General features: G+C 34.9%; 21 protein-coding genes and 3 pseudogenes. 4 read left to right on the forward strand and 20 right to left on the reverse strand.

Going from position 1 to position 23,463, the window contains the following annotated elements:
- Positions 1 to 3: 3 nt before the first annotated feature.
- Positions 4 to 762, forward strand: a complete 759-nt coding sequence (locus M014_RS0112005) for an alpha/beta fold hydrolase (RefSeq protein WP_026591952.1) — start codon at positions 4 to 6, stop codon at positions 760 to 762.
- Between the two features lie 95 nt (positions 763 to 857).
- Here the strand turns inward: M014_RS0112005 and entFM are convergent, their stop codons facing one another.
- Together entFM and M014_RS30080 are read right to left on the reverse strand one after the other, a co-directional pair.
- The gene (gene entFM, locus M014_RS0112010; RefSeq protein WP_026591953.1) at positions 858 to 2,168 is read right to left on the reverse strand and encodes an enterotoxin EntFM; all 1,311 of its coding nucleotides are present in this window, start codon (positions 2,166 to 2,168) and stop codon (positions 858 to 860) included.
- A gap of 431 nt (positions 2,169 to 2,599) precedes the next feature.
- Positions 2,600 to 2,737: pseudogene (locus M014_RS30080) on the reverse strand (TrmB family transcriptional regulator); the annotation flags it as partial.
- A gap of 214 nt (positions 2,738 to 2,951) precedes the next feature.
- Here M014_RS30080 and M014_RS0112015 point away from each other — a divergent pair.
- Positions 2,952 to 3,134 (forward strand): hypothetical protein, encoded by a 183-nt coding sequence (locus M014_RS0112015; RefSeq protein ID WP_026591954.1) that lies wholly within the window; start codon positions 2,952 to 2,954, stop codon positions 3,132 to 3,134.
- 58 nt (positions 3,135 to 3,192) lie between these two features.
- Here M014_RS0112015 and M014_RS0112020 read toward each other — a convergent pair whose 3' ends face one another.
- The 5 genes and pseudogenes from M014_RS0112020 to M014_RS26860 form a co-directional block, all read right to left on the reverse strand.
- A complete protein-coding gene (locus M014_RS0112020; protein ID WP_026591955.1) occupies positions 3,193 to 3,792 on the reverse strand; it encodes a nitroreductase family protein in 600 nt (199 codons plus the stop codon).
- Positions 3,793 to 4,041: 249 nt separating this feature from the next.
- Positions 4,042 to 5,025 (reverse strand): D-alanyl-D-alanine carboxypeptidase family protein, encoded by a 984-nt coding sequence (locus tag M014_RS0112025; protein WP_026591956.1) that lies wholly within the window; start codon positions 5,023 to 5,025, stop codon positions 4,042 to 4,044.
- A 417-nt stretch (positions 5,026 to 5,442) separates the two neighbouring features.
- A complete protein-coding gene (locus tag M014_RS0112030) occupies positions 5,443 to 5,892 on the reverse strand; it encodes a DUF6376 family protein (RefSeq protein ID WP_026591957.1) in 450 nt (149 codons plus the stop codon).
- A 456-nt stretch (positions 5,893 to 6,348) separates the two neighbouring features.
- Positions 6,349 to 6,579: a hypothetical protein gene (locus tag M014_RS0112035; protein ID WP_026591958.1), complete on the reverse strand. Its 231-nt coding sequence runs from the start codon at positions 6,577 to 6,579 to the stop codon at positions 6,349 to 6,351.
- Positions 6,580 to 7,198: 619 nt separating this feature from the next.
- A pseudogene (locus tag M014_RS26860) lies at positions 7,199 to 8,428 on the reverse strand (cytochrome P450); the annotation flags it as partial.
- A 288-nt stretch (positions 8,429 to 8,716) separates the two neighbouring features.
- On the opposite strand from M014_RS26860, the gene M014_RS28285 reads away from it, so the two are divergent.
- Entirely contained in the window at positions 8,717 to 9,001 is a 285-nt protein-coding gene (locus M014_RS28285; protein WP_231503937.1) for a TetR-like C-terminal domain-containing protein, read from the forward strand.
- A gap of 240 nt (positions 9,002 to 9,241) precedes the next feature.
- Here the strand turns inward: M014_RS28285 and M014_RS30620 are convergent.
- The 7 genes and pseudogenes from M014_RS30620 to M014_RS0112080 all read right to left on the reverse strand — a co-directional run.
- Positions 9,242 to 9,335 (reverse strand): annotated as a pseudogene (locus M014_RS30620) (transcriptional regulator); the annotation flags it as partial.
- A gap of 111 nt (positions 9,336 to 9,446) precedes the next feature.
- Positions 9,447 to 10,451, reverse strand: coding sequence for a branched-chain amino acid ABC transporter permease (locus M014_RS0112055; RefSeq protein WP_026591961.1), 1,005 nt, complete (start codon positions 10,449 to 10,451; stop codon positions 9,447 to 9,449).
- Between the two features lies 1 nt (position 10,452).
- Positions 10,453 to 11,313 carry a branched-chain amino acid ABC transporter permease gene (locus M014_RS0112060; RefSeq protein WP_026591962.1) on the reverse strand — a complete coding sequence of 287 codons (861 nt, stop codon included), beginning with the start codon at positions 11,311 to 11,313 and terminating at the stop codon, positions 10,453 to 10,455.
- 25 nt (positions 11,314 to 11,338) lie between these two features.
- Positions 11,339 to 12,043: a branched-chain amino acid ABC transporter ATP-binding protein gene (locus tag M014_RS0112065; RefSeq protein WP_026591963.1), complete on the reverse strand. Its 705-nt coding sequence runs from the start codon at positions 12,041 to 12,043 to the stop codon at positions 11,339 to 11,341.
- Positions 12,021 to 12,794 carry an ABC transporter ATP-binding protein gene (locus M014_RS0112070; protein ID WP_026591964.1) on the reverse strand — a complete coding sequence of 258 codons (774 nt, stop codon included), beginning with the start codon at positions 12,792 to 12,794 and terminating at the stop codon, positions 12,021 to 12,023. The genes M014_RS0112065 and M014_RS0112070 overlap by 23 nt, the downstream gene beginning before the upstream one ends.
- 99 nt (positions 12,795 to 12,893) lie before the next feature.
- Entirely contained in the window at positions 12,894 to 14,111 is a 1,218-nt protein-coding gene (locus M014_RS0112075; protein ID WP_026591965.1) for a substrate-binding domain-containing protein, read from the reverse strand.
- Between the two features lie 411 nt (positions 14,112 to 14,522).
- On the reverse strand, positions 14,523 to 15,449 hold the full coding sequence (locus tag M014_RS0112080) for a CobW family GTP-binding protein (RefSeq protein ID WP_035414962.1): 927 nt from the start codon (positions 15,447 to 15,449) through the stop codon (positions 14,523 to 14,525).
- A 442-nt stretch (positions 15,450 to 15,891) separates the two neighbouring features.
- Here M014_RS0112080 and M014_RS0112085 point away from each other — a divergent pair, with 442 nt between their 5' ends.
- On the forward strand, positions 15,892 to 16,836 hold the full coding sequence (locus M014_RS0112085) for an L-lactate dehydrogenase (protein WP_026591967.1): 945 nt from the start codon (positions 15,892 to 15,894) through the stop codon (positions 16,834 to 16,836).
- Positions 16,837 to 16,908: 72 nt separating this feature from the next.
- Here M014_RS0112085 and M014_RS0112090 read toward each other — a convergent pair whose 3' ends face one another.
- The 6 genes from M014_RS0112090 to M014_RS0112115 all read right to left on the reverse strand — a co-directional run bounded on the left by M014_RS0112090 (position 16,909) and on the right by M014_RS0112115 (position 23,461).
- The gene (locus M014_RS0112090) at positions 16,909 to 17,943 is read right to left on the reverse strand and encodes an AI-2E family transporter (RefSeq protein ID WP_026591968.1); all 1,035 of its coding nucleotides are present in this window, start codon (positions 17,941 to 17,943) and stop codon (positions 16,909 to 16,911) included.
- 271 nt (positions 17,944 to 18,214) lie between these two features.
- Complete coding sequence (locus tag M014_RS30335) at positions 18,215 to 18,343, reverse strand: hypothetical protein (protein WP_026591969.1); 129 nt, start codon at positions 18,341 to 18,343, stop codon at positions 18,215 to 18,217.
- A gap of 491 nt (positions 18,344 to 18,834) precedes the next feature.
- Positions 18,835 to 20,193 carry an MFS transporter gene (locus tag M014_RS0112100; RefSeq protein WP_026591970.1) on the reverse strand — a complete coding sequence of 453 codons (1,359 nt, stop codon included), beginning with the start codon at positions 20,191 to 20,193 and terminating at the stop codon, positions 18,835 to 18,837.
- A 107-nt stretch (positions 20,194 to 20,300) separates the two neighbouring features.
- Positions 20,301 to 20,429, reverse strand: coding sequence for a hypothetical protein (locus tag M014_RS30340; RefSeq protein ID WP_269321438.1), 129 nt, complete (start codon positions 20,427 to 20,429; stop codon positions 20,301 to 20,303).
- 259 nt (positions 20,430 to 20,688) lie between these two features.
- Entirely contained in the window at positions 20,689 to 22,263 is a 1,575-nt protein-coding gene (locus tag M014_RS0112110) for an AMP-binding protein (RefSeq protein WP_026591971.1), read from the reverse strand.
- A 16-nt stretch (positions 22,264 to 22,279) separates the two neighbouring features.
- Complete coding sequence (locus M014_RS0112115; RefSeq protein WP_026591972.1) at positions 22,280 to 23,461, reverse strand: acetyl-CoA C-acetyltransferase; 1,182 nt, start codon at positions 23,459 to 23,461, stop codon at positions 22,280 to 22,282.
- Positions 23,462 to 23,463: the final 2 nt, after the last annotated feature.

Consider the following 23,463-nt stretch of genomic DNA (forward strand, 5'->3'; position numbering starts at 1 on the left):
ACCGTGCAAGCAAAAAAGAATTCTGAAAAGAAAACCATTATATTCATTCACGGATTAGTCGGAAATCGTCGTGCCTTCAAAAAAGAATATAAACGATTTTCTCCTTCTTACAATATTATAACGTATGATTTACTAGGTCATGGTGAAGACAAAGGACAAGCAATAGACTTTTCTTTAGACAGACTAGTACAGCAATTATCAGACCTTTATGAAAAAGAAGGTATTCAAGAGGCTCATATTTGCGCCCTAAGCTATGGTTGTTATATCGCTACTCTATTTGCTCACACGTATCCAGAGAAGGTATTAAGCCTTTGTCATATTGGTGGTCATTACAATAATCCATCCCTTTTGTATAACGTCTTTCGAAAGTTTTGGGACAAACGTGAAAATGAATATTCCACTTGGCTTTATCAATATGCAAATACAATTTTCCCAAGTGGTGTATTAAAAGCTAATCCTTTTGCTGTCATTTCAAAAAACATTTATTATCGCTTTGGATTGCAATTGCACTCATCTATTATTGCCCAATCACTCAAACACCGTCTCGAATTCGATTTGAAATCTCGACTAAGAGAACTATCACAACCTATTCTTTGGGTAATGGGAGAACACGATCATCTATATAAATCCTGTTTATTTGATTTAAAATCCATTCTTCCAAACGTTTTATATAAAGAAATTCCGTTAGCAGGTCACGCTGCAAACTTATTTCGTCCTAACTATTTTCACGATTTGTATTCTAAATTTTTACTTGATTCGTAAATACAATCATTAAAGTAAACATATAAAATAGAAAAAAAGCTTTCTAGTTTCCTAGAAAGCTTTTCCTTATAATATTTAAGAATAAGATTCTCTTATTACGCTTTTGTGTAACCAGCTAGGTGCTTACTCCAGTAAGAGCTGTTTACTGATTGAATTCTCACACCAGTTTTTTCAGTTTCTGCACTGATAAACTGTCCATTTCCTAAGTAAATACCCATATGAGTCATACCACCAGAACCAGTAGTATTGCTAAAGTATACTAAATCACCTGGTTGTGGATTGCTAGTATGTGGTTTACTGCTCCAGTAACCTGCAACAGTTTGACGTCCGCCAGAGTGTCCTGCTTGTTTTAATACGTAGTAAACGAAGCCACTGCAGTCAAAACCAGATGGTGTTGTACCACCATAAACATATGGTGAACCATTTAATGATTGTGCAATAGACACAATTGATGAGCCATTAGCAGATGGTGTTGTTGGTTTTTCTGTTTGCGGTTTTTCTGTTTGTGTATTTCCTTGCTCACCGCCAGTTGTTGGACGAGAAGGCGTAGTTACATTTGCTGTACCACCTTTTACAAACTTAACATGATCTGCACTAACATAACCTGTTTTTCCTTGGTGGTTAATTTTATACCAACCGTTTTCTCCACCAATAACTTGTAATGTTTGGCCTTGTAATACGCCACCAATTACAGCATTATATGTAGCTGGACCTGTACGTACACGTAACGCTCCAGTATCAACAACATATGAACCATCTTTTCGAATTGTCATTTCATTATTGCTTGGTTGTTGCGTTTCCGTACCTACATTTGTAGTTGTACCGCCTTTTGATACAAAGTTTTTACTTACATAGCCAGTTTCGCCATTGTAGTTAATTTTGAACCAGTCTTGTACTTCACCGACAACTTGTACAGTTTGCCCTTTGCTTACAGTACCTAGAACTGTATGAGAAGCGCTAGGACCTGTACGTACATTAAGTGAAGAAACTTTCACTGTATAGTTCCCTGTTCCTTGTTGAACAGCAGTTCCTTTTTTCTCACCAGTTGTTACAAAATCACCGCTTACATAGCCTGTTTGACCATTTACGTTTACTTTAAACCAGCCATTTTCTTGACCGATTACTTGTAACACTTGACCTTCTTGTACTTTAGCAATAATATCATGTCCTGTGCTAGCACCTGTACGTACATTCAATACATCAGCTGTCACTGTGTATTTTAGCTCAGAATTCACTTTTGGTGTTTCAGCTACTGTTGTTTGAGTTTGTGTTTGAGTTTGTGTTTGAGTTTGTCCATTGATTTCTTTTAATGCATCTTCTGATACTTGTGCATGAGCCGAATCCATTCCAGGAACTGCCATACCAGCTACAGACGCTGCTGCTAAACCTGCTATTACTTTCTTCATAAGTTGTATTTACTTCCTTTCCCTACTATCCTCTTTAAAAAAATACAAACTTAATACTTTACAATATTATAAAAGCAAAATATTCATCAAGTTCCATTTTTTAACAAGAGTTTTATTTTTCACACGTTAATCATTTTAAATGATTGACGTGAATTTTGTGTGAACTTCATGTGAACTTCATCTTCAAATACAGCTTCGCAATAATAAACTTCCTATTTATTATAAATCCAACCGAAATTTCCAGTAGTATTCTTTCTTCACATGCAGCACTAATAAAAGCATAATACCTCTGTGACGAATTTATTTTTCTACCGCTCTTTCAAAATAGCATTAACTATTTCCATACAAAGAAGTTCTTTCCATGAGCCACCTTCTTATCATTACAAAAATTTAAACATTTATCAACCATATATTATTCTAAAAAATGAAATTTATATAAAAAAGAATTTATCTCGCTCTGGAGCAATCCAAGAATCCATATTTTGATCACAATCTTTCACCAAACGATTGACTAATATATCGTGCCATATATAATTCTCTAATAAATCTATATGTACGGGATCATCTGAATTTTATTTATCATCGTAACGGTACTTCTCATTGAAAAAAATATAGGGGATTATTTAGGGATTTTATAAACCTTAAAATCTAAAATGGAATATTTAACCTAAAAATGATAAAATGAAGCTTTAACCAACCCTCACCAATCCGGTTCTTACTGCCCATTAATGCGGGATAAATTGACTACTGCATATTTAAATATTAGGAGGTTCATTTTTATCTATGGAGCACATTATTGATAATAGTTCAAAACATTATACCGAATTTCATTATGCACTCGTATACTTACTATCCTTACTAACATTCAAAAAAGTAGAACCCATTGAAAGAAAAAAGAATACATTAAAAATGGCTATAAAACAACAAAGACATGAATTAGCAAAAGAAAATCCTTATAAATTATAAAGATATTCTATAACAGGCACAGAAAAAGGATTATCAAAATTGATAATCCTTTGCTACTTTATTTATAAATTTTCACTCGAGTTTCTAACGGCTGAAATTCTTTTTCCCCTGCTGGTGCAACTGGTTTACCAAATGGCATTTGTGCAATCAGCTTCCAAGTGTCTGGAATATCCCATTCTTTTCTCACTTCTTCATCAATTAATGGATTATAATGTTGTAGCGTTGCACCAAATCCTTCAATTTCTAATGCTGTCCAAATCGCAAATTGCAGCATTCCTGATGATTGCTGGGACCAAGTCGGGAAATTTTCTTTATATAACGTAAACTTTTCTTGAAGTTCTTCTATTACTTTACTATCTTCAAAGTACAAAACTGTTCCATAACCACTTCTAAATGCATGCATTTTTTCTTCGGTTGGTGCAAAATTATTTTCTGGTACAATTTTTCGTAAGGTTTCTTTCGTAATATCCCATAGTTTGTCATGTTGCTCACCTAATAAAACAACAACCCTTGCACTTTGAGAATTAAAAGATGAAGGTGTATACTTTACGGCATGATTTACTACTTCTTGAATTTTTTCATCAGAAACAACTTGCTCTTTACTAATTGCATAAATGGATCTTCTGTCTTCAATTGCTGAATAAAAATCTTTTGCCATACTAATTCCCTCCAATTTTATTTTGAGGCTTACTAATATGTATAATGTTATATATACCTCTAACTTATCAATAATAAGTTTATAACTTTATAATATCAGCAAACAAAAACAAATTCAAACTTTCTCACTCATACTTCTTCATTTTGTGTTGTTAACACTTTTTATATTCCCCATTAAATAAAAAACAGCTTATTTTCCACTCAATTCGAGTTTCAAACAAGCTGTTTTCCTTCAAATTAGATTCCTCACTTACTTAACAATCTGGAAGCCATAAGACATTAGTTTATGCGTTTCTGTAAAACGTTTCATTTTACTTTCCGTACCCATAACAACTGTTATGATTCGTTTATCACCTTGTTTCGCAGTCCCTGTAAAACAATAACCTGCACTATCAGTGAATCCTGTTTTCAGCCCATCCATTCCTTCTATATAAAGTTCTTGGTTAGATGGATTCAACATTTCATTTGTACTTGTAACAGTCGTACTTTTAAATGCTAACTGACTTTGACGTAAATGTGTGACCTCTACTATCTCTGGATAATCTTTCACAAGATGATATGCTAACTTCGCTACATCAGCTACAGTCATCTTTGTTTCACTGCCGTCTGCTTCCTGTAGCCCAGAAGCATTTGCAAATTTAGTCGCTTCTGATAACTCCAATTGTTCGGCTGTTTTATTCATAAGTTGTGCAAACTCTTGCTCTGTCTTCGCTATATGTTCTGCTAAAGCCACCGCAGAATTATTTGCAGACTCAAGCATTAGTGCATGGTATAAATCTCTAACTGTCACTACATCCCCCGCTTGTACTGGAATTCTGGCACCTTCTGTTTGTGCTGATTTCGCACTTATTTTCACTTGATCATCCCAATGAATCTTTCCTTTATGTATATTTTCTAAAAGAATATAAGCTGTCATCATCTTTGACATGCTCGCTGGGGCAAGCACATCCTCTTCATGCTTTTTATACATAATTTGTCCATCATTTGCATCAATGATTATTGCTGCTTTTGCTTCTACTTCCGGGACATACTTTTGTGGGATTTCTTTTTCAGTTAGTCCTGCCTTTGGAAGCTCTGCTACCTGCAAAAGCGAACCATCTATCGCCATCTTTTCTTTTGCTTTTGAAACATTCGTACCGCTCTTTTCTAATATACTTCCATGGAAAAAGAACCAACATATACCTAAAAGAACAACACATAGTATCGTTACTCTTCTCCACCCTAACCTTTTCATCATGAAAACTCCTTTTACTCAACCTATTATAATTTCAAATTTAACCATAACAACAATGGCTTTAAATCGTCAAGGGCAAACAGTAGATTAATAATCTACTATACATATTCTTTTAAGATTATTGGCTAAAGATATGTTACACTATAAAATATCCAATAATAAGAATTTTCAAATCTTATCCCCACAATTTTTTCAATTGGACATAAAATGGTTGATACAATGATTCTACTTAACACTTTACAAAAAGGAGATACAATCGATATCTCCCCCATTCTTCACCAGCAACGTATACATCTCCCAAATAGTTTAATCGGCTAAAAGGTATCGTTTTTTCTAAATAATAAGTAAACTCCTTATTGTTATACCTTCAATTTAAAAAAGCCCATTTATACATAACGGACTTTTTTCAATCTATATTTACTGCCCTAAATTTTGAATCTTATCTTTCAAATCTTTAAGTTGTTGAACTGTCTGCATAAGTTCCGAGTTTTTGAATTGTTCTACATCTAATTTTCCTTCTTCTATCTTTTTCATAGTTGTATCAATTAATTCATTTAACTTTTCATTATATCCAACAATTTGCTGATGAATGTCCTTTGCTACATCAGGAGGTGTCAATTCATTAAAAGCTGGAATATCCTTTTGAATTTCTCTGAGTTTAGTTTCTAATTCTTTGCGAGCAGTACTATCATTGATTGCTTTTTCTACTAATCCCGGCGCTTCATTTGCAAACGTACTTACTTCATTCACATAGTCTGTTGCCTTTTGAGCGTAATCAATTGAATTCTTACCTTCTTCAATGACAGAACATCCCATTAAACCAATTGTAAATAAAAACACAAGTAATATAGTCTTTTTTAATTTCATATTTTACCTCCTAAATGAATACTAACCTATTGTTTCTTCTATACATCTATCAGATTTTACCGAATGAGTACCCCTACTTCAAACGTAGTTAAGTGGAGGATTATTCATAAACACATATTCCTTTCGTTATACTATCGTCTAAAAATGTTAGCTATTTTGTTTTCATTTTCCTTACCTCAAATTATATATTCTAGCAAAACTTTGCATTTTCCTTTTCTTAATCAATTTTGGAAAACATACGTGCTTTTCATGGTTAAAAAGAGGAAAAAGCACGAATACGAATCTTCACGTCATATCGTATAGAGACCCTACAAAACGTTGATCCCAATCATTTTTTATTTTTCCTCATATATCACCTACAAATAAGTTATATATGTAACTTCATTTGTATATATACATACAAATACATCTAAAAAAGACATACTTAAGACTCACTCAAGTATGTCAATTCCTTTATCATGCCGTTTCCTCTCTTACATATCCTATAGCTGTTATAACTTCAGGTGCTATATGTACACTGATGATTTCCTCAATAATACTTGTGTATCCTTCTCCTATAGCCGCTCCATACTGTAAAGAAATTTCTTTCCTCTTATAAATTGACTGAGGTATAGTCAAAATGAATTTCCTAAGATTTCTTTCATCTACAGGTTCCATAAGCAACACTATTCCATCTTCTTCAAACATATACTCATCCTTTCACATACATTCCTACTATGGCTCAGTATTGCCTTTATCCGCTTTGTTCTAAACCCACTTATAAAGCGGATAATACTCTCTCTTTTCTAAACAGAATATTCTTTCGTTCATTTGAGTTAGGACAGCACCACAACACATCCCTTCGCTGCCTTTGCAAGGTAAGTTTCATTCCATCACCTCCAATAATTTAATGATTTTTACTAGCGTTCAAACTTACGGGAACAACAAAAAAGCCTTTAGAACGGCTTAAAGATAGCTCTTTAAGCGACTATCTAAAGACTCGAATCTGTATGTCTTATATAATTACAAATAAGAAAATTCAAATCATCCTTACTATATACCGTTTGATGAAGTCTATAGCAATATTTTAAATTTGCTACTATCCAATTTTCGTAAAATAACCATACCTATTCACAACCTTTTTTCAACTAACCTGCCCAATTTTCTTTTAAAACGCTCCTCCACAATCTGGCCCGATTATGGAACAAAAAGTAAAAGGGATGATACATATTAGTCATGTGTAATATGTATCATCCCTTAATTTTTATGAATTTTCACAATTTAGATCCTGATAACGTACGATATCCGCGGTTTGTCGGCAGGACTCCTTATAAACTTTCATTGGTAGATAAGTCAAGGACTGTCCCGTAGCAGAAGGAGTTAAGTTTTTTTCTAATTCAAACCCTTCTACTGATTCGATACTAGAAAATTTTTGTAAGAATGCCTCTAATGCAATTTTCATTTCTAATCGTGCAAGAGGTGCACCTAAACAAAAATGCGGACCACTTCCGAAAGTCAGGTGCTTTTTATTGTTTGAACGATGAATATCTATAGAGAAAGGATCACTATACATGTTTTCATCCATATTAGATGCACTCATCCAAGCAACGACTACATCACCTTGTTTTAACTCAACCCCTAATAGATTATTATCTTGTTGGACCGTACGATCTCTCCTTGAAATATGAAAACGATATCGAAGCATTTCTTCAACAGCTTTTGGGACTAACCCTATATCATTTCTTAGTGTTCCATATAATGACTTGTCATCATAAAGCAATGAATAGAATGTATTTGCTATTGCGTGACTAGTTGTTTCAAGACCTGCCCCTAAAAGTAACATAGTTGTCTGTACAATTTCATTATCCGTCAATTTTTCCACATCTACTTCAGCTTGAATCAAATCCGAGATAATATCATCACAAAGGTTCGAACGTTTTTGAACTACAATAGGGTAAAGGTATTCAAAATATTCTTTCGCTGCCTTTTGTTTTTGTTGTTCAAGGTCTTCTAACCTTTCTTTGTCGTATGGGTGGAACAAAATATCAACCCATTCTTTAAACTGACCTTGACCTTGTGCAGGTACGCCGAATAAATCGGCAATTACTAGAGCAGGTAAAGGGGACGCCAAAGCTTCCACAATATTAATTGTAGTGTTTTCTTGTATATTTTCTACAAGCTCTGTTGCAATTTGTTGAATACGAGGTTCCCACTCTTTTAAACTGCGGGGAGTGAAAGCTGCTGCTAATAAGGAACGCACTTTTCGATGATCAGGAGGATCAAGGAACGTAATCATTGTTATAGGTGAAGTGCTTTCTTACTTTTTATTATCGCCGACAAAAAGACCGCTTCTAGGCCCCTGACTTGAAAAGACTTCATAATTGGTTAACACCTGTTTAACATCTTCATACTTAAACACATTCCATGTATTCGTTTCTTCGTGAAAATAAACAGAATGATTGTGAAGCATTTCTTTATACCACTTTAAAGGAAAAAACTCTTCAGTACGTGTCTGGAAATTAGGGATTTCTGTAATTGCAATGACTTCTTTACTCACTGATATTCCTCCTTAAAAATAAAAATTGTATAAGTCACTCTATAAATAATCATATTTGGAGTACATCACATTTCCAGTCTGCATAAAGATAGAAGCGATGTACTGCAAACATGTTGACTAACAAATGGTATAAATTGCTTCTTTTTTTATTCAGAAACTCAAATGGCTTTTAATTTGTACTTAATTTCTCTGTCGTTACCATCTCTACAGGATTGTTAGATTCTAATTCGGAAGCCCGTTTAACTTTCTTTATAAAGATGGTTAAAACTCGTAGACCTACTTGAATACATTACTGACAATGCTAAATTCTATAAAGTAGTTCTTGGTTCTAGACGAACACCGATTTTTACAGAACGTTTGTTAAATACACTTTCAGGCCATATAACAGAGAGAGCAGAAAGTGACTCCTTTCTCGCTACTAAAGATATTCCAAAAGATATTGCTATTTGGTACGGTTCCTCAGCTTTAATTGGAACGATTGTAAAGTGGTTACATAGGGACATGCCATATACACCGCAATTTCTCGCCAAGAGGTTGTATATGCTTTTTAAATTGAGTAATAAAGAAGTTTGAGTGGATGTGAATTTAAAATATAGTTACGATGTTTTTAAAAAAGATGTACCGTTTTGAATGAGCTGATACGAAAAGAATTCGTGTCGGCTTTTTCCATACCATTTACTAAAATCGCACTAGTTTTTCTTCTATTTCTTTTCTTCTTTCTTCTAAAAACAGAGGTAAATCTAACTTTGTCCCAAGCTCTTCAACTGTTAAATCTCCATAAATTATACATAAAAAAATTACTCTGCTGGTAATTCTTTTTTCGCTATACTTAAGAACACAGGTCATAAACGTATAGAATATTTTGTTCTTCTTCATTTAATACATCATCAAAAAATGATGATTGAAATACACGCAAAAAATCTCATAAAGTAAAACTTTATGAGATAGGTGCTTCTCCTCGATGATTGCTAATTCGCTGCTACTTTCTGCATTTCTCTTTGAATATTGAGGACAGGCTTCATGCACTATGCTCAACTTTCTTACCTTTCTCTATCCTCTTCTTCTTGGTTATATTTCTTATTTTTTTAATCGCTCCAATTAATCCTGTTGGAAAACCTAATAACACAATAATATATAATAACCCAAGGAAAATCGTCCATCGCTCAAAGATTGGATACTGCGCCGCCAGTTCTGATAAATAATACTTTAGAAATTCAATAATCCCCGCGCCTGCAATCGCCCCGATTAGTGTTCCAACTCCCCCTATCATTGCCATCAATAAAGCATTCAAAGTCATTTCAATTGAAAAAACAGATGTATTTATAAATCGTAATGTAATAACGAATAAACCACCGCTAATCGCTGCTACTACTCCCGCAACGATGCTCGCAATAATTTTATAGTGAAGAACCTTATATCCAAGTGCTTCTACTCGTTGCTCATTTTGCGAAATTGCCTTCAAAACTTTTCCGATAGAAGATTGAGTAAATAGACGAAGCAATAAAAAAATCACAAGTAGACATACGAGTGTAATGTAGTAAAATATGAACCGATCACGAAACATATCAGGTACACCGAATGTAAAGCCATCTCCCCCATGCGTGACAGCTCGCCACTTTTCAGCAAGTACAAAGAATAATTGGGAAATAGCCAGTGTTAGCATTGCATAGAAGTGGCTTTTTAACCGTAAAGAGAGTAAGCCAACTATATAACTAATTATCGCTGATAGTACAATCGCGATCGCAATGCCAATAAAAAAGCTAAGCACCGAAACCTCATATCGATCAAATAAAAGCGCCACACAATAGGCTCCTATTCCAAAAAACATACAATGACCGAATGAAACAATTCCTGTATAACCAAGGAGAAGATCAAAACTCATCGCAAATATAGCAAAGATGAAAATTTGTGTAAACAAAATGAGTAAACTTCGCGAATCATTTACAAAAGGGAACACGCTTAAACAAACCAATACAGCTATCCCAAAATATACCCCAGCCCGATTAAATGTGCTTTTCACCATTTCACCCCTTTTCATCAACGAGTCCTGTTGGCTTGACTATTAAGAAAAACAACAACATTAACATATTGATTGCAAGTGATAAATCAGGTATATAATAAGCCGTAAACGCTCCAGCCAACCCTACAATTAAAGACGCGATCGCTGAACCTTGTACGCTGCCTAACCCTCCAATAATGACAACAATAAATGCTAAAATAGCATACTGCATACCCATTTCAGCAAAAATAACTCCTGAATATGGCGCAAGAAGAAAACCGCCTAATGCCGCCATTCCAGCCCCTAATAAAAAGACAAATGAAAATATAGCTTTTACATTTATACCAAGTGCTTGAACCATTTCCTTATCCATTACACCTGCACGAATCATAAGACCTATTTTTGTTTTACGTAATAACAACATCAAGCCGATGTAAATCATGACTCCAATAACAATCACAAATAAACGATACTTAATTAATATAACTCCATCAAATGTATAGCTTCCTTGTAACCATGTTGGTAATTTAGCACTAATTGGATTCGGTCCCCAAAATACTTTTATACATTCACTAAGTACGAGCATTCCACCAAGTGTAACGAGAAGCTGACGAACATGATTTCCATAAACAGGACGAATAAGAAATCTTTCTAAAACGAAACCGAGAAACATTCCCATCAAAATCGCCCCTATTAATGCAATTACATAACTATCTGTCATATTAAATAACCACACACCTGTAAAAGCTCCCCATGCAAACAATCCACCATGAGCAAAATTGAGTACACTCATTAAACCAAAAATAAGTGACAGTCCAGATGCTAATAAGAAAATAAGCATACCTGTTGAAATGCCGTTTACAAACAAGTTCACTAACACATCCACGTTCTATACCTCCTTCGTATCAATGTTAAGAAATCCCTAAATACTTATGACACGTTTCCTTATCTTCCTTCAATTCATGCATCGGACCGTTATGAACAATTCTCCCGTTATCCATAATGTAAAAATAATCACCGATCTGGCTTGCCATCATAAAATTTTGTTCCACAAGTAAAACAGTTGTTTTCTCTTTCATTTTCAAAATTGCCGACATTAACTTTTCAATCATAATCGGCGCTAATCCTTTACTTGGCTCATCAATTAATAGCAATCCATCACTATTAATGAATGCTCTTGAAATCGCCAGCATTTGCTTTTGTCCTCCGCTCAACAACCCACTTTTTTTATTCCAATATTGCTTTAAATCTGGAAATAAATTGAGCATCCATTCTACTTTCCCTGCGACCTCTAGCCCTTTCTTCGCTCCCGCAAGGGCAAATGTTTCTTCTACCGTTAAATCATGAAAGATCCCTTGATTTTCTGGCACATAGCCCATTCCTTTTCGCGAAATCAGATGGGTAGATAAACCATTTACTTTCTCATCACAATAATAAATTTCTCCATTAGAAATCCGATGAAACCCCATAATTGAACGTAAAGTTGTTGTTTTTCCAGCGCCATTTCTTCCAAACAATACGGTAATTGTTCCTTTCTCAACCATAAAAGAAACACCTTGCAAAATATGAAACTGATCCAAATGCGTTTCTATATTATCCACTTTTAATAGTGTCACCATATAATCCCCCTAAGTACGCCGTTTGTACACGTTCATCCTTCATAATCTCTTCTGGTAACCCTTCGGCCAATAACTCGCCATGAAATAATACAATTAAATGATCAGATACATGTAAAACCATATCCATTTTGTGTTCAATAAGTACAATTGTATTCTCACGATTTTTCTTTATATTCTCTATCACTTGAAGAATAGCCGGGACTTCCTCAACAGAGATACCCGCTGTTGGTTCATCAAGTAGTAATACATCTGTTCTGAGCGCTAGCAGCATGGCCAATTCTAATTTTCTCTTTTCCCCATGTGCTAAATCTTTCGCTAGCACTTCTTCTTTTTCGTGAAGCAATACTGTCTTCAGAAGACGCCTCGCCTCTCCCGTCTGCTGCTTGAATCGTGAGAAGTTTGGAAAAAAACTATAATAATCTTGAACGAACGACTGTACACTTAAGCGTACATTTTCAATCACTGTTAATTCCGGAAAAATATTTGTAAGCTGGAAAGAGCGTCCCATACCAAGGCGGGTTCGCTCTGGAATCGATAACTTTGTAATGTCACGTTCTTTAAAATAAATCTGACCTTTTGTTGGGGGAATTTGTCCACTTAACAAGTTAAATAGAGTTGTCTTCCCTGCTCCGTTAGGTCCAATAATAGAAATAAGTTTTCCTTTTGGTATCATCAAATTTACGTCTTTAATAACATGATGTTCTCCAAATGAGACACAAAGATTTCTAGTCTCTAACAAGTTCTTCACTCTATCCCCTCCTCAAAAAATTCATATTTCAGGATAAAAAAGAGAAGTTGATGTAAAGAGAGATTCCCTCCTCCCCTTACATCTTTTTAAATATTCAGTCTATTCATTTTGCATTGGTGGTTCGGTTTCTTTCATTGTTAATTCTCGCTCTAGAACAGGTACTGGATAATCAATACCCTCTTGTTTTTGTAACGTTATAGAATAAAGCGCTTGCAAAGCTTGGTGGTCTTTCTCTCTAAATTTCATTTTTCCTTTTGGTGTTTCAAATTCCATTCCTTCCATTTTCCTAATAAGCGTAGCAACATCTGTATCTCCTTTTGTTTTCTTTAACCCTTCAACAATGGAAATTGCAGCTGACATTCCTCCAGCTGTAAACAAATCTGGAACTGTTCCATTGAAACGCTTCTTATGTTCTTCCACTAGCCAATCGTTTACTTTATTTTTCGGAAGTGTATGATAATACACTGAAAATCCTTGCATGCCTACTAATGCGTCCATCGTCTTTAATGCTGGTATATCCGGTGCGCCCGTTGAAATCTTGATCCCTTGTGCTTCTACATTCATATCTTTTAATTGCTTCCATGGTGAATTCGCACCAGCCCAAACAACAAATAAATAATCTGGTTTTGAACTAATGATGTTTTGAATATTTGCAGTAAAATCAGTAGAATTCGTATCAGCATATTGTTCATTTACAATATTCGCCCCTAGTTTCTTCGCTCCCGCTTTAAACGCAGCAATTCCTTCACGACCAAACGCGTTATCTGGAGCAAACGTTGCAATCTTTACATCTTTTTTAGCAATGGATGCAGCACCAGCAATAGCATCTTGAGATGAATTTCTGCCTGTTCTAAAAATATATTTATTCCAGTTCTTCCCCGTAATACTATCTGCAACCGCAGGTTCAACAACCATTATTTTTTCATATTCTTCCGCTAATGGTAACACTGCTAATGTATCACTTGAACTCGAAGATCCAACAAGAAAATCGACCTTTTCTTCTTCTAATAGTTTCGTAGCTTTTTTAACTGCTACATCCGCTTTTGTTTCCGTATCTTCTACAACAAACTTAATCTTCTTCCCTTCTACTTTCCCTGTCCCGCCTGTTGCATAATCTAGTCCTAGTTCAAACCCGTTTACCGTTTGTTTCCCATATGATTCAAGCGGTCCTGTTAACGAAGCTAGTACACCTACCTTAATCGTCTTCTCATCATCTGTACTTACTTTTTTCCCTGAACATCCTGCTGTTACTAACAATGAACCAAGAATACATCCCGTAAACACCATTTTTAGCCACTTACGTTTTTTTGCTGACATTGTGATCCTCCCCATACTTTACTTTCTGATAGAATCAAATCCGCCAAAGTAACCATCCGTAATCATGACTTTTTGCTATTAATAATGTAGACTATGTTGTCAATAGAAATTTCTCGAGGTACCTCTACATTCGCCAGACATTTCCAAATCCCTTCCAATACATTTGTAAATGTTCATACAATTATATGAATTATACATATCATTCCTGGAACAAATAAATTAAAATAACTGTTCTCTTCTTCTAATATTTTAGCCCTACAAAAAACTAACTTCCAAATGGTAGAGTTGTTATAGCATATGAAGGTTATGCTTTCTTTAAATAATATTAACTTTCCAATCACTATCATTTTTATACATACAAAAGCAGCGTAGAATCTATAATTCTACGCTGCTTTTCTATATCAACAAAAATTATGAAATCGAGTTACTCTCTAATCCACCTAATTCTTCTGCCAATTGTTTCTTATCTAAACTCTCACCAATAATCACCAAGTTTGTAGGAAACCCAAAGTCCTGTTCCAACAAAATCGGTACACCAAATGAGTATTGTAATAAGTGCGGATATTTCTCTCCATGAAATTTCACAAATCCTTTTACACGATAAATCTCCTGCGGTAAATTGGAAAGCCATTCATATAATTGATCTTGATTAATTAATTTCGTAAATTGATATGTCATCGTTTGTATATGTAAATGCTGCTTCATATGTAATGTTTCATGTTCTTTATCTTCTGTAAGTTCCACACCCTCTATATCCTCTAAAGATATATTACAATACTGCGTTTCATACAATTTCGCATGTTTATTTATTGCTGCTACTTCTTCTAAAACTTTTTTCTTCTCCTCATCTTTTAATAAATCTAATTTATTAATGAGGATATGACTTCCGTATTTGATTTGTTCATGTAAAAGTTGTTGAATATTTTTACTTAGTGTATCACGCTTTAACCATCTCAGTGCATCCAATACAACAACAATGGATCTCACGTCAAGATAAGGAGCTAAAATAGGTGAAAGGCATGCATCTAACACTTCAATTGGGTGAGCAACTCCTGTTGTTTCTATATAGATTACATCCGGCCTTTCTTGTTGGTATAAAGAATGTAACTGAATCTCAAGCTCATCTTTTAATGTACAACAAATACATCCTTTTAGAAGTTCTCTTAAAACATTCTCCTTCCCTATAATATCTGTATCTACCGAGTATTCTCCTATTTCATTCATTAAAACAGCGACTTTTCGATTTTTCTTTTTTTCTGCTAATAATAAATTTTGTAACAGTGTTGATTTTCCGCTACCTAAAAAGCCACCCAATATATGAATTTCTACTTTACTCATATTACCGACCATCCATTTCTGCGTTTCTATTTTTCAAAGCGTAATTATTACGATTTATATTCATTATTTTATTAAAACAGCTGCTATTTGTAAACAAAACAAGCTCATTATGTTGATTCACTTCATAAGTAACCCACTTGCTCTTGGTATTTAACCGTGTGTTAACGTCGTATGTTCTCCTATAAAATGTACGCAAGCCACTGCGATTTATAAGTCGATGTCTAGTCTTAGTTCAAGAGCTATAAATCCTCCGTAAAAGTATGGATTTTGACCCCAGCTAAAAGATACTTATGTTTCACTCCTTATAATTAATACCGATATGAACAGATTTTGAAATAATTGTATATATTTCATGAAATGTAATAAACTAGATTTGAATCTATAATAGTAATACCTATTTTTTTACATATAAAAAATTATTGAAATTGCGAGGAATTGTCATATGAAAAAAGGGATTAACCGTGTTGTATTAGTCGGAACTGGGGCAGTAGGATGTAGCTACGCTTACTGTATGATTAACCAAGGGGCTGCAGAAGAATTTGTTCTCGTTGATGTAAACGAAGCAAAAGCAGAAGGAGAAGCAATGGACTTAAGTCATGCAGTTCCCTTTGCTCCAGCACCAACAAGAGTTTGGAAAGGAAGCTATGAAGATTGTAAAGATGCAGATCTTGTTGTAATTACTGCTGGTTTACCACAAAAACCAGGTGAAACACGTTTAGATTTAGTTGAAAAAAACACTAAAATTTTCAAACAAATTGTTCGTAGTATTATGGATAGCGGATTTGATGGTATTTTCTTAATCGCTACAAACCCTGTAGATATTTTAACTTACGTAACTTGGAAGGAATCTGGCTTACCGAAAGAACGAGTAATTGGCTCGGGTACAACTCTAGATTCTGCTCGTTTCCGCTATATGCTAGGAGAATATTTTAATATTGGATCTCACAATATTCATGCTTATATTATTGGTGAGCATGGCGATACAGAGCTTCCTGTTTGGAGTCACGTATCAATTGGAATCCAAAAACTACAAACGATTCTTGAAAAAGATAATGAAGTTAGCCAAAAAGATTTAGATGAAATCTTTATAAACGTTCGCGATGCAGCCTATCACATCATTGAACGAAAAGGTGCTACATATTATGGAATCGGTATGTCACTTTTACGCGTAACAAAAGCAATTTTAAATGATGAAAATAGCGTATTAACTGTATCTGCATATCTTGAAGGGCAATATGGACAAAAAGATGTTTATATCGGTGTTCCTGCGGTCTTAAATCGTCAAGGTGTTCGTGAAATTTTAGAAGTTGATTTGAGTGAAGACGAAGAGTTAAAGTTCGATCACTCTGTTCAAGTATTAAAAGAAACTATGGCTCCTATACTGTAAAATGCACGTTGATTATGACCTTGCAAAAAGCAATCCAATTATTTTGAATTGCTTTTTGCATAGCTTAAAAATTCATTCTGTATGTGGATGAGCTTTCTCTCCATCATATACTTCAAGCACATCAAGTAAAAAGATAAAGATTGGAATCCCAATAATAAGCCCCCATATTCCTAAAAAATGCTCCGAAAAGATAAGAATCATAAATGTATAAAAAATAGGTAAATTTGTTTTCGCAGACATAAACTTCGGATTTAAGATGTAGCTTTCAATTGCATGAATAACTGTAATAAAAATTAATATGTATACGACATATGCAATTCCCCCAATATTATACGCAATGATACAAAGTGGAAATAGTGAAATAATAACACCTGCAACAGGAATGAGCCCCAGCAAAAAAATCATAACTGCTAATACAAGAAGCTGTGGAAATCCTAAAAACCAAAGTGCAATAACAGATAAAATACAATTTACAATAGCTATTAAAAACTGCGCTTCAATAACCTTTCCAAATGAACGAGCAAATTTCTGACCGAAGTATGCAATTTCCTCGTAGAAAATACTCAGCCTACTCCCTTTAAATTTAGAGGTAAAAACAATAATACGCTCCTTTTCTAACAAGAAAAATAAACTTAAAATAAGAGAAAGTAAAATTTGTAAACTTACCTTTCCGATATTCGCTAACGATTGATAAATCACATCCACACCTTGTTCAATATACTTCGATACTTCCATTTGATTAATTGCAGTAAACACATATCTTATCATTTCATTATCAGGAGGATTTTTAAAAAACAACTTAAACTGGTGAATCAATTGTGAAATCTGTATTGTCAATACAGGTAAATATTTATATACAATAGTAATAATAAACGCTACTAAAACAATGTATAAAAAAGCGATAATCACTTTCCTATTTATCTTCACATACCGATTAAGCTTTTCAGAAATAAATCTTTGAAAATGATCCATTAGAAACGTAAGGATAAAGGTAATCAATATTAAATTAATCATGCTTTTTAGCCCGTATAATATAAGGGCTAAAATGACTAATACAAGGAGCCTCTGAAACCCTCTGCTTTGAAAGAAATTTTTCATTTGAATCATTAAAAATTAATCGCCCCCTTCAATAGATAGAAATTCAATATATTTATGAAAATATTGACCGTTTATTCATTACTATCTTATAATATTTTATGAACTCCTAAAGACATTCTTTCTTACTAGTTTGAAAGAATCCACTTTTTTCTTCTTAATTGTCTGATTTTTTTATTTATAGGTGTACATTTATATCAGCATATCCTTTTAGTCATTGGCGATATTCTAAAACACATAAACAAACCATAAACGTAATTGTTTATGGCTCTATTTAATCTTTTTATCTCCGGTTCATTCGCTTTGCTAATAATTCTTTTACTTGATTATACGTTAGTCCGGAATTTTTATTTAAACGTTTCACTTCATCAATATCAGTACCTACAACTGTATATTTCTTCTCTTTATTCATCACGACACATCCTTTTGTTTAACTCACTGAGTCGAGTACTTATTATTTGTTATATTTCTTCCCTAAATAAAAAGTTCATACTCATGTCATAACAAATTAAGTAAAAAAGGTTATTTCACTCTGTTAAGGCGTGGTAAAGTGAGACTCTAATCAGTGGAGGGGTCTTCATTCCCCACTGATTATTAGTTAAACCGATTGAGCTTTTACGAGCAGCCTATTAATACGAGAAAAATACAGCCTGCACATAGGCCCCTTTTTGATAATACTTCATATCATTTGCTCGCGTTATTGCATTTTCACAAAAATAAAATGTCCCAATAGAGGTAACACTATTGGGACAACATAATGTAAAGTAGATAATCACTGGTGTATTTATTAAATTTAGTGTCGCTTTTGAGGAGAACGAAATTGTTTACTATATCATCCTACATAGCCTATATTTTTATAAATGATTTGCGCGAACTCATATGTTTATTACTCTTCCATCATCTTTACATTTTTTCTCCTAAATCTTTTTGCGACACATCTACATTCTTGCCTTCAGTTTTATAGTCGGAGTATCGTTCTTGAACAAATAGTATAGCTATCGCTCCCACTATTGCAGCTATTCCAATAACTATAAAATTCATATTCGCCGGTAAATTCATCGTTAATAATACTCCTACAAATGTAGGTGCTACAATACCTCCAATTCTCCCGAATGCCATAGTAGCTCCGATACCAGTTGAGCGCATTGAAGGCGGATAATATTGAGAAACAAAAGCATTTCCTATATTTTGAACACCAACTGATGCAGCACCGATAACACCGATCAATATATATGCAACCAATGAGCTCTTTGTAAGGCCAATAGCTGAAAGAGCTAGTGCTCCGCAAATATAAAGCGGTATCATAACCTTTTTGAATCCCCATTTATCAGTTAACCGTCCAAAAATTATGGTTCCTATTATTGCACCGACATTCATCATTGCCGTAAATGTTAAACTTGAACTTAAATCATACCCGGCTTGAATCATTAACTTTGGCAGCCATGTACTCATCGTATAGATCAATACAAAACAACTAAAGCAAGAAATCCAGAACATGATGGTACTAAGAGCCCTCTTTTTTTCAAATAATTTAACAATAGGTGATCCTTTTTCCTTCACTTGCGGTCTTTCAAATTTAACATTTTCACTCATTTTGTACTCCGAATCTAATTTACTAAGTATATTACTTATTTCTTTATCTTTACTTTTATCCAAAAGAAAGCCTACTGATTCAGGTATTGCTTTAGCTATCAATGGAAGTAACAGTAAAGGCAAGCTTGCAACCCAAAATATCGGCTTCCATCCCATTGTAGGCAGCATCGATTTACTTAATAGCGCTGCTATAATGCCTCCAACTGAATAACCACAAAAGACAAATGAAACTATAGCGGTCCTTATTCGTTTAGGAGCATATTCTGTTGTTAATGAGATAACATTAGGCATAACACCTCCAAGTCCTAATCCAGCTATAATACGTAATACCGTAAAAGCTAAAGGTCCTTCGGCAAACCCTGCTAAAGCCGTAAAAAGACTAAAGAGCGCAGTACAAAATAAAATTACTTTTTTCCTTCCTACTTTATCAGCTAAAAACCCAAACAATATAGCACCAAGGGCTGTCCCTGCAGCAGTATAACTGCCGATTGTACCTGCTGTAACGGGTGTCATTGCCCATTCTTCTATTAAAATTGGAACGACCGAACCATATATTACTGCATCATATCCATCAATAAGAATGATTAGAAAGCACCAAAAAACTAAAGAAATATGGAACGAACTAAAACGACTACGGTCAATAATTTGAGTTGTGTTGATTGCGTTCAATACGTACACCTCCGAAATCAATTTAATATTTTTCGAAAATTACAGGTGTTAAAAAACGATGAAAATTGAACACACTGACATTAGTCATCTAAAAAAGAATGTACCGATTACAGTACATAGAATTGATCATCAACTAACCCTAAGCTTCGAAGGGTCAAAGACGCTGTCAAACAAACTGGACCAGCCCCAATAACTAATACTTGTCTCTTATAATGTTGATCATCATAACTGTTCATATATATCTCTCCTTAACATTTCGAAGTTATCATGAACGATCCAATACCGTTTTTCAGCTTGAATATCCTAGTTCTACATAAAAGAGCCGGCGGGCATGATTTTAAAGTTTGATATAATCTAAGCCGGCTTTACTTGATTCATATAAATTCTAACCTTTACAAAACGCAGAATATTCAGAATTTAATCCTTAGATTTATATAAACGAAATAGCCTATCAGATTAAAACATTTCATTAATAATTAGAAAAATATTCAAGATTTACTGAAGAGAGGAATATAACTTCTCTTTAATAACATCCTGTAATACTAGTTTCTTAATTTTTCCACTTGCTGTCATCGGCAACTCTTCCATAAAGACGATTCTATCAGGGATTTTATAATTTGCGATTTTATCTTTCACGTAATCCTTCATGGAACCTTCATCTTCAACATAATTAGGCTTTAGTTTAATCACGGCGCAAGAAATTTCGCCTAAAACAGAATCAGGTAATCCAATAATAGCTACTTCGAGCACACTAGGGTGCTTATAAAAAACTTCCTCGATTTCTCTAGGATAAATATTATATCCTCCACGAATGATCATCTCCATTTTTCGCCCGACTATCCGTATGTAACCCCTTTCGTCTTTTGTCGCTAAATCACCCGTGTAAAACCATCCATCTTTATCAACAGCTTCTCTTGTTTGATCAGGCATTTGGTAATAACCTTTCATAACCCCAAAGCCTCTGCATACTAATTCGCCGACTTCTCCAGATGCTACTTCCTCTCGCTTTGCATCTACAATCTTTATTTCTGCACCAGGCGCTGCCTTCCCGACCGTTTCTGAACGAATCGAATCATCATCATCAAAACTAGTAAAGGTTAAACCAGCAGACGTTTCGGTTAACCCATAGGATACGACAATGTCGCATCCCATGACCCTTCGAATCTTGGTGACTATTTCTTCCGGACAAGGTGCGGATGCAATAATCCCTGTACGTAATGATGTTAAATCTACTTTTGTAAAGGTAGGATGATTTAACTCGAGAATAAACATGGTAGGAACACCATGATGAATTGTGATTTTTTCTAGTTCTATAATTTTTAACGCTTTTTCTGCATTGTATTTCTCCATAAATACAATTTTGGCTGCTGACGAAATAGCTGATAAAATGCCAGGTACCATTCCAAATATATGGAAAACAGGAACAGCTATTAAAAATACATCACAGCTACTACACCGCAGCCATTCTGCTGATAGTTTAGCTGTAAAGACCACATTTTCATGTGTGAGCATCGTTCCTTTTGGTCTACCGGTTGTACCTGATGTATATAAAATGGCGAAAACATCTTCCTTTGGGTCAATTACAACTTTCGGGGCTGGAGTTTTTTGTCCTAACTCAATTAATTCATTAAAAGAATAATATCCATCTTGCTTAAAACGCACTGTGAAAATGCATTCCAGTGCGTGAGACTTTTTTGTTCCATTCAAATATGGTTTGAAGAGGTCAATATGATGAAAATCCTCCATAAGAAAAACTGCTTTTGCTTGAGAATTCTCTACTATATATTCTAGCTCTGTAGTACGATAACGTGTATTACATGGAATGAGAATAGCCCCTAATCGTGCTATAGCAAAATATATCGTTACAAATTCATTCCAATTTGGTAAGCAGACAATCACTCTGTCGCCTTTTGCAATTCCCTGCTGGGACAATGCTGACGCTATATATTCAACATGATTTTTCAACTCTCCATACGTAACACGACTATATCCATCATATAACGCCTCTTTCTCTAGGAATTTTTGAGACGAATGGTTAAGTACCTCTGGTAATGATAAATTGTAGCTCATTTTTCACCCTCCCTTCTTACAGTCGCTCCCAAATAGCAGCAATCCCTTGACCTCCACCGATACAGACAGATGATGCTCCATAGTTCTTTCCCCTGCGATCAAGTTCGTAGATTAAAGATAAAGAAATTCTTGTTCCCGAAACTGCCAAAGGATGACCTAAGGCAACGGCCCCGCCATTCACATTTCCAATTTCTGGATTAAATCCTAATTCCTTTTGACAGGCCAAATATTGCGCAGAAAAGGCTTCATTGATTTCAATCAAGTCCAAATCTTCCAATTTTAGACTGGCCTTCCGCAGGGCGCCTCGGATGGCTGGTGCTGGACCGATCCCCATGAGCTCTGGTTCCACTCCGACTACATCCCAAGAAACCAATCGTGCAAGAGGCTTCAACCCTTTTTTGATTGCATATTCTTCAGAAGCTAAAACAACTGCTGCTCCGGCATCATTCATTCCACTAGCATTCCCCGGTGTAATAACCCCTCCTTCAATAAACCTAGCCTTCAATTTGCTCAGTTGTTCTATGCTCGTGTTTCTCGGATGTTCATCCGTATCAATAATCTTAGATCCCTTTTTATCCTTCACAGTAACTGGAATGATTTCTTCCTTAAAATATCCCTTCTCCATGGCGGCTAGAGCCTTTTGATGACTTAAAAAAGCATATTCATCAATTTCTTCACGAGAAAGTTTATATTTTTTCGCTAAATTTTCTGCGGTCACAGCCATAGTACAATCTCCATAAGTATCATAAAGACCGTCCCACACCCAATCTTCCATAGTAGGTGAGCCTAACGGACTCCCCCATCGCATCCCTCTAATGACATGAGGAACTTGACTCATGTTCTCAGCCCCTCCGGCTAAGACCATGTTCGCTTCTCCTGTAAGAATATATCGCGCGGCGGTTAAAATAGATTCTAGACCGCTTCCGCACAAGCGATTGACAGTTAAGGCTGGAACATGAATAGAGAGTCCCGCTTTTAACCCTACATGTCGAGCCAAATAGTGCGCATCACGGCTGGATTGTTGGACATTTCCGAACACTACTTGGTCGATTTCCTCAGGATTGACATTCGCCTTTTTTATCGCTTCCTTTGAAGCTATCGCTCCCAAATCAATGGCAGAAACATCTCGAAACGATCCGCAAAATTCTGCCAAAGGTGTACGAGCACCTTCTACTAAAACCACATCTGTCTTACTCATGA

The sequence above is a fragment of the Bacillus sp. UNC437CL72CviS29 genome (assembly GCF_000482345.1).
Classification (GTDB): Bacteria; Bacillota; Bacilli; order Bacillales; family Bacillaceae_G; genus Bacillus_A; species Bacillus_A arachidis.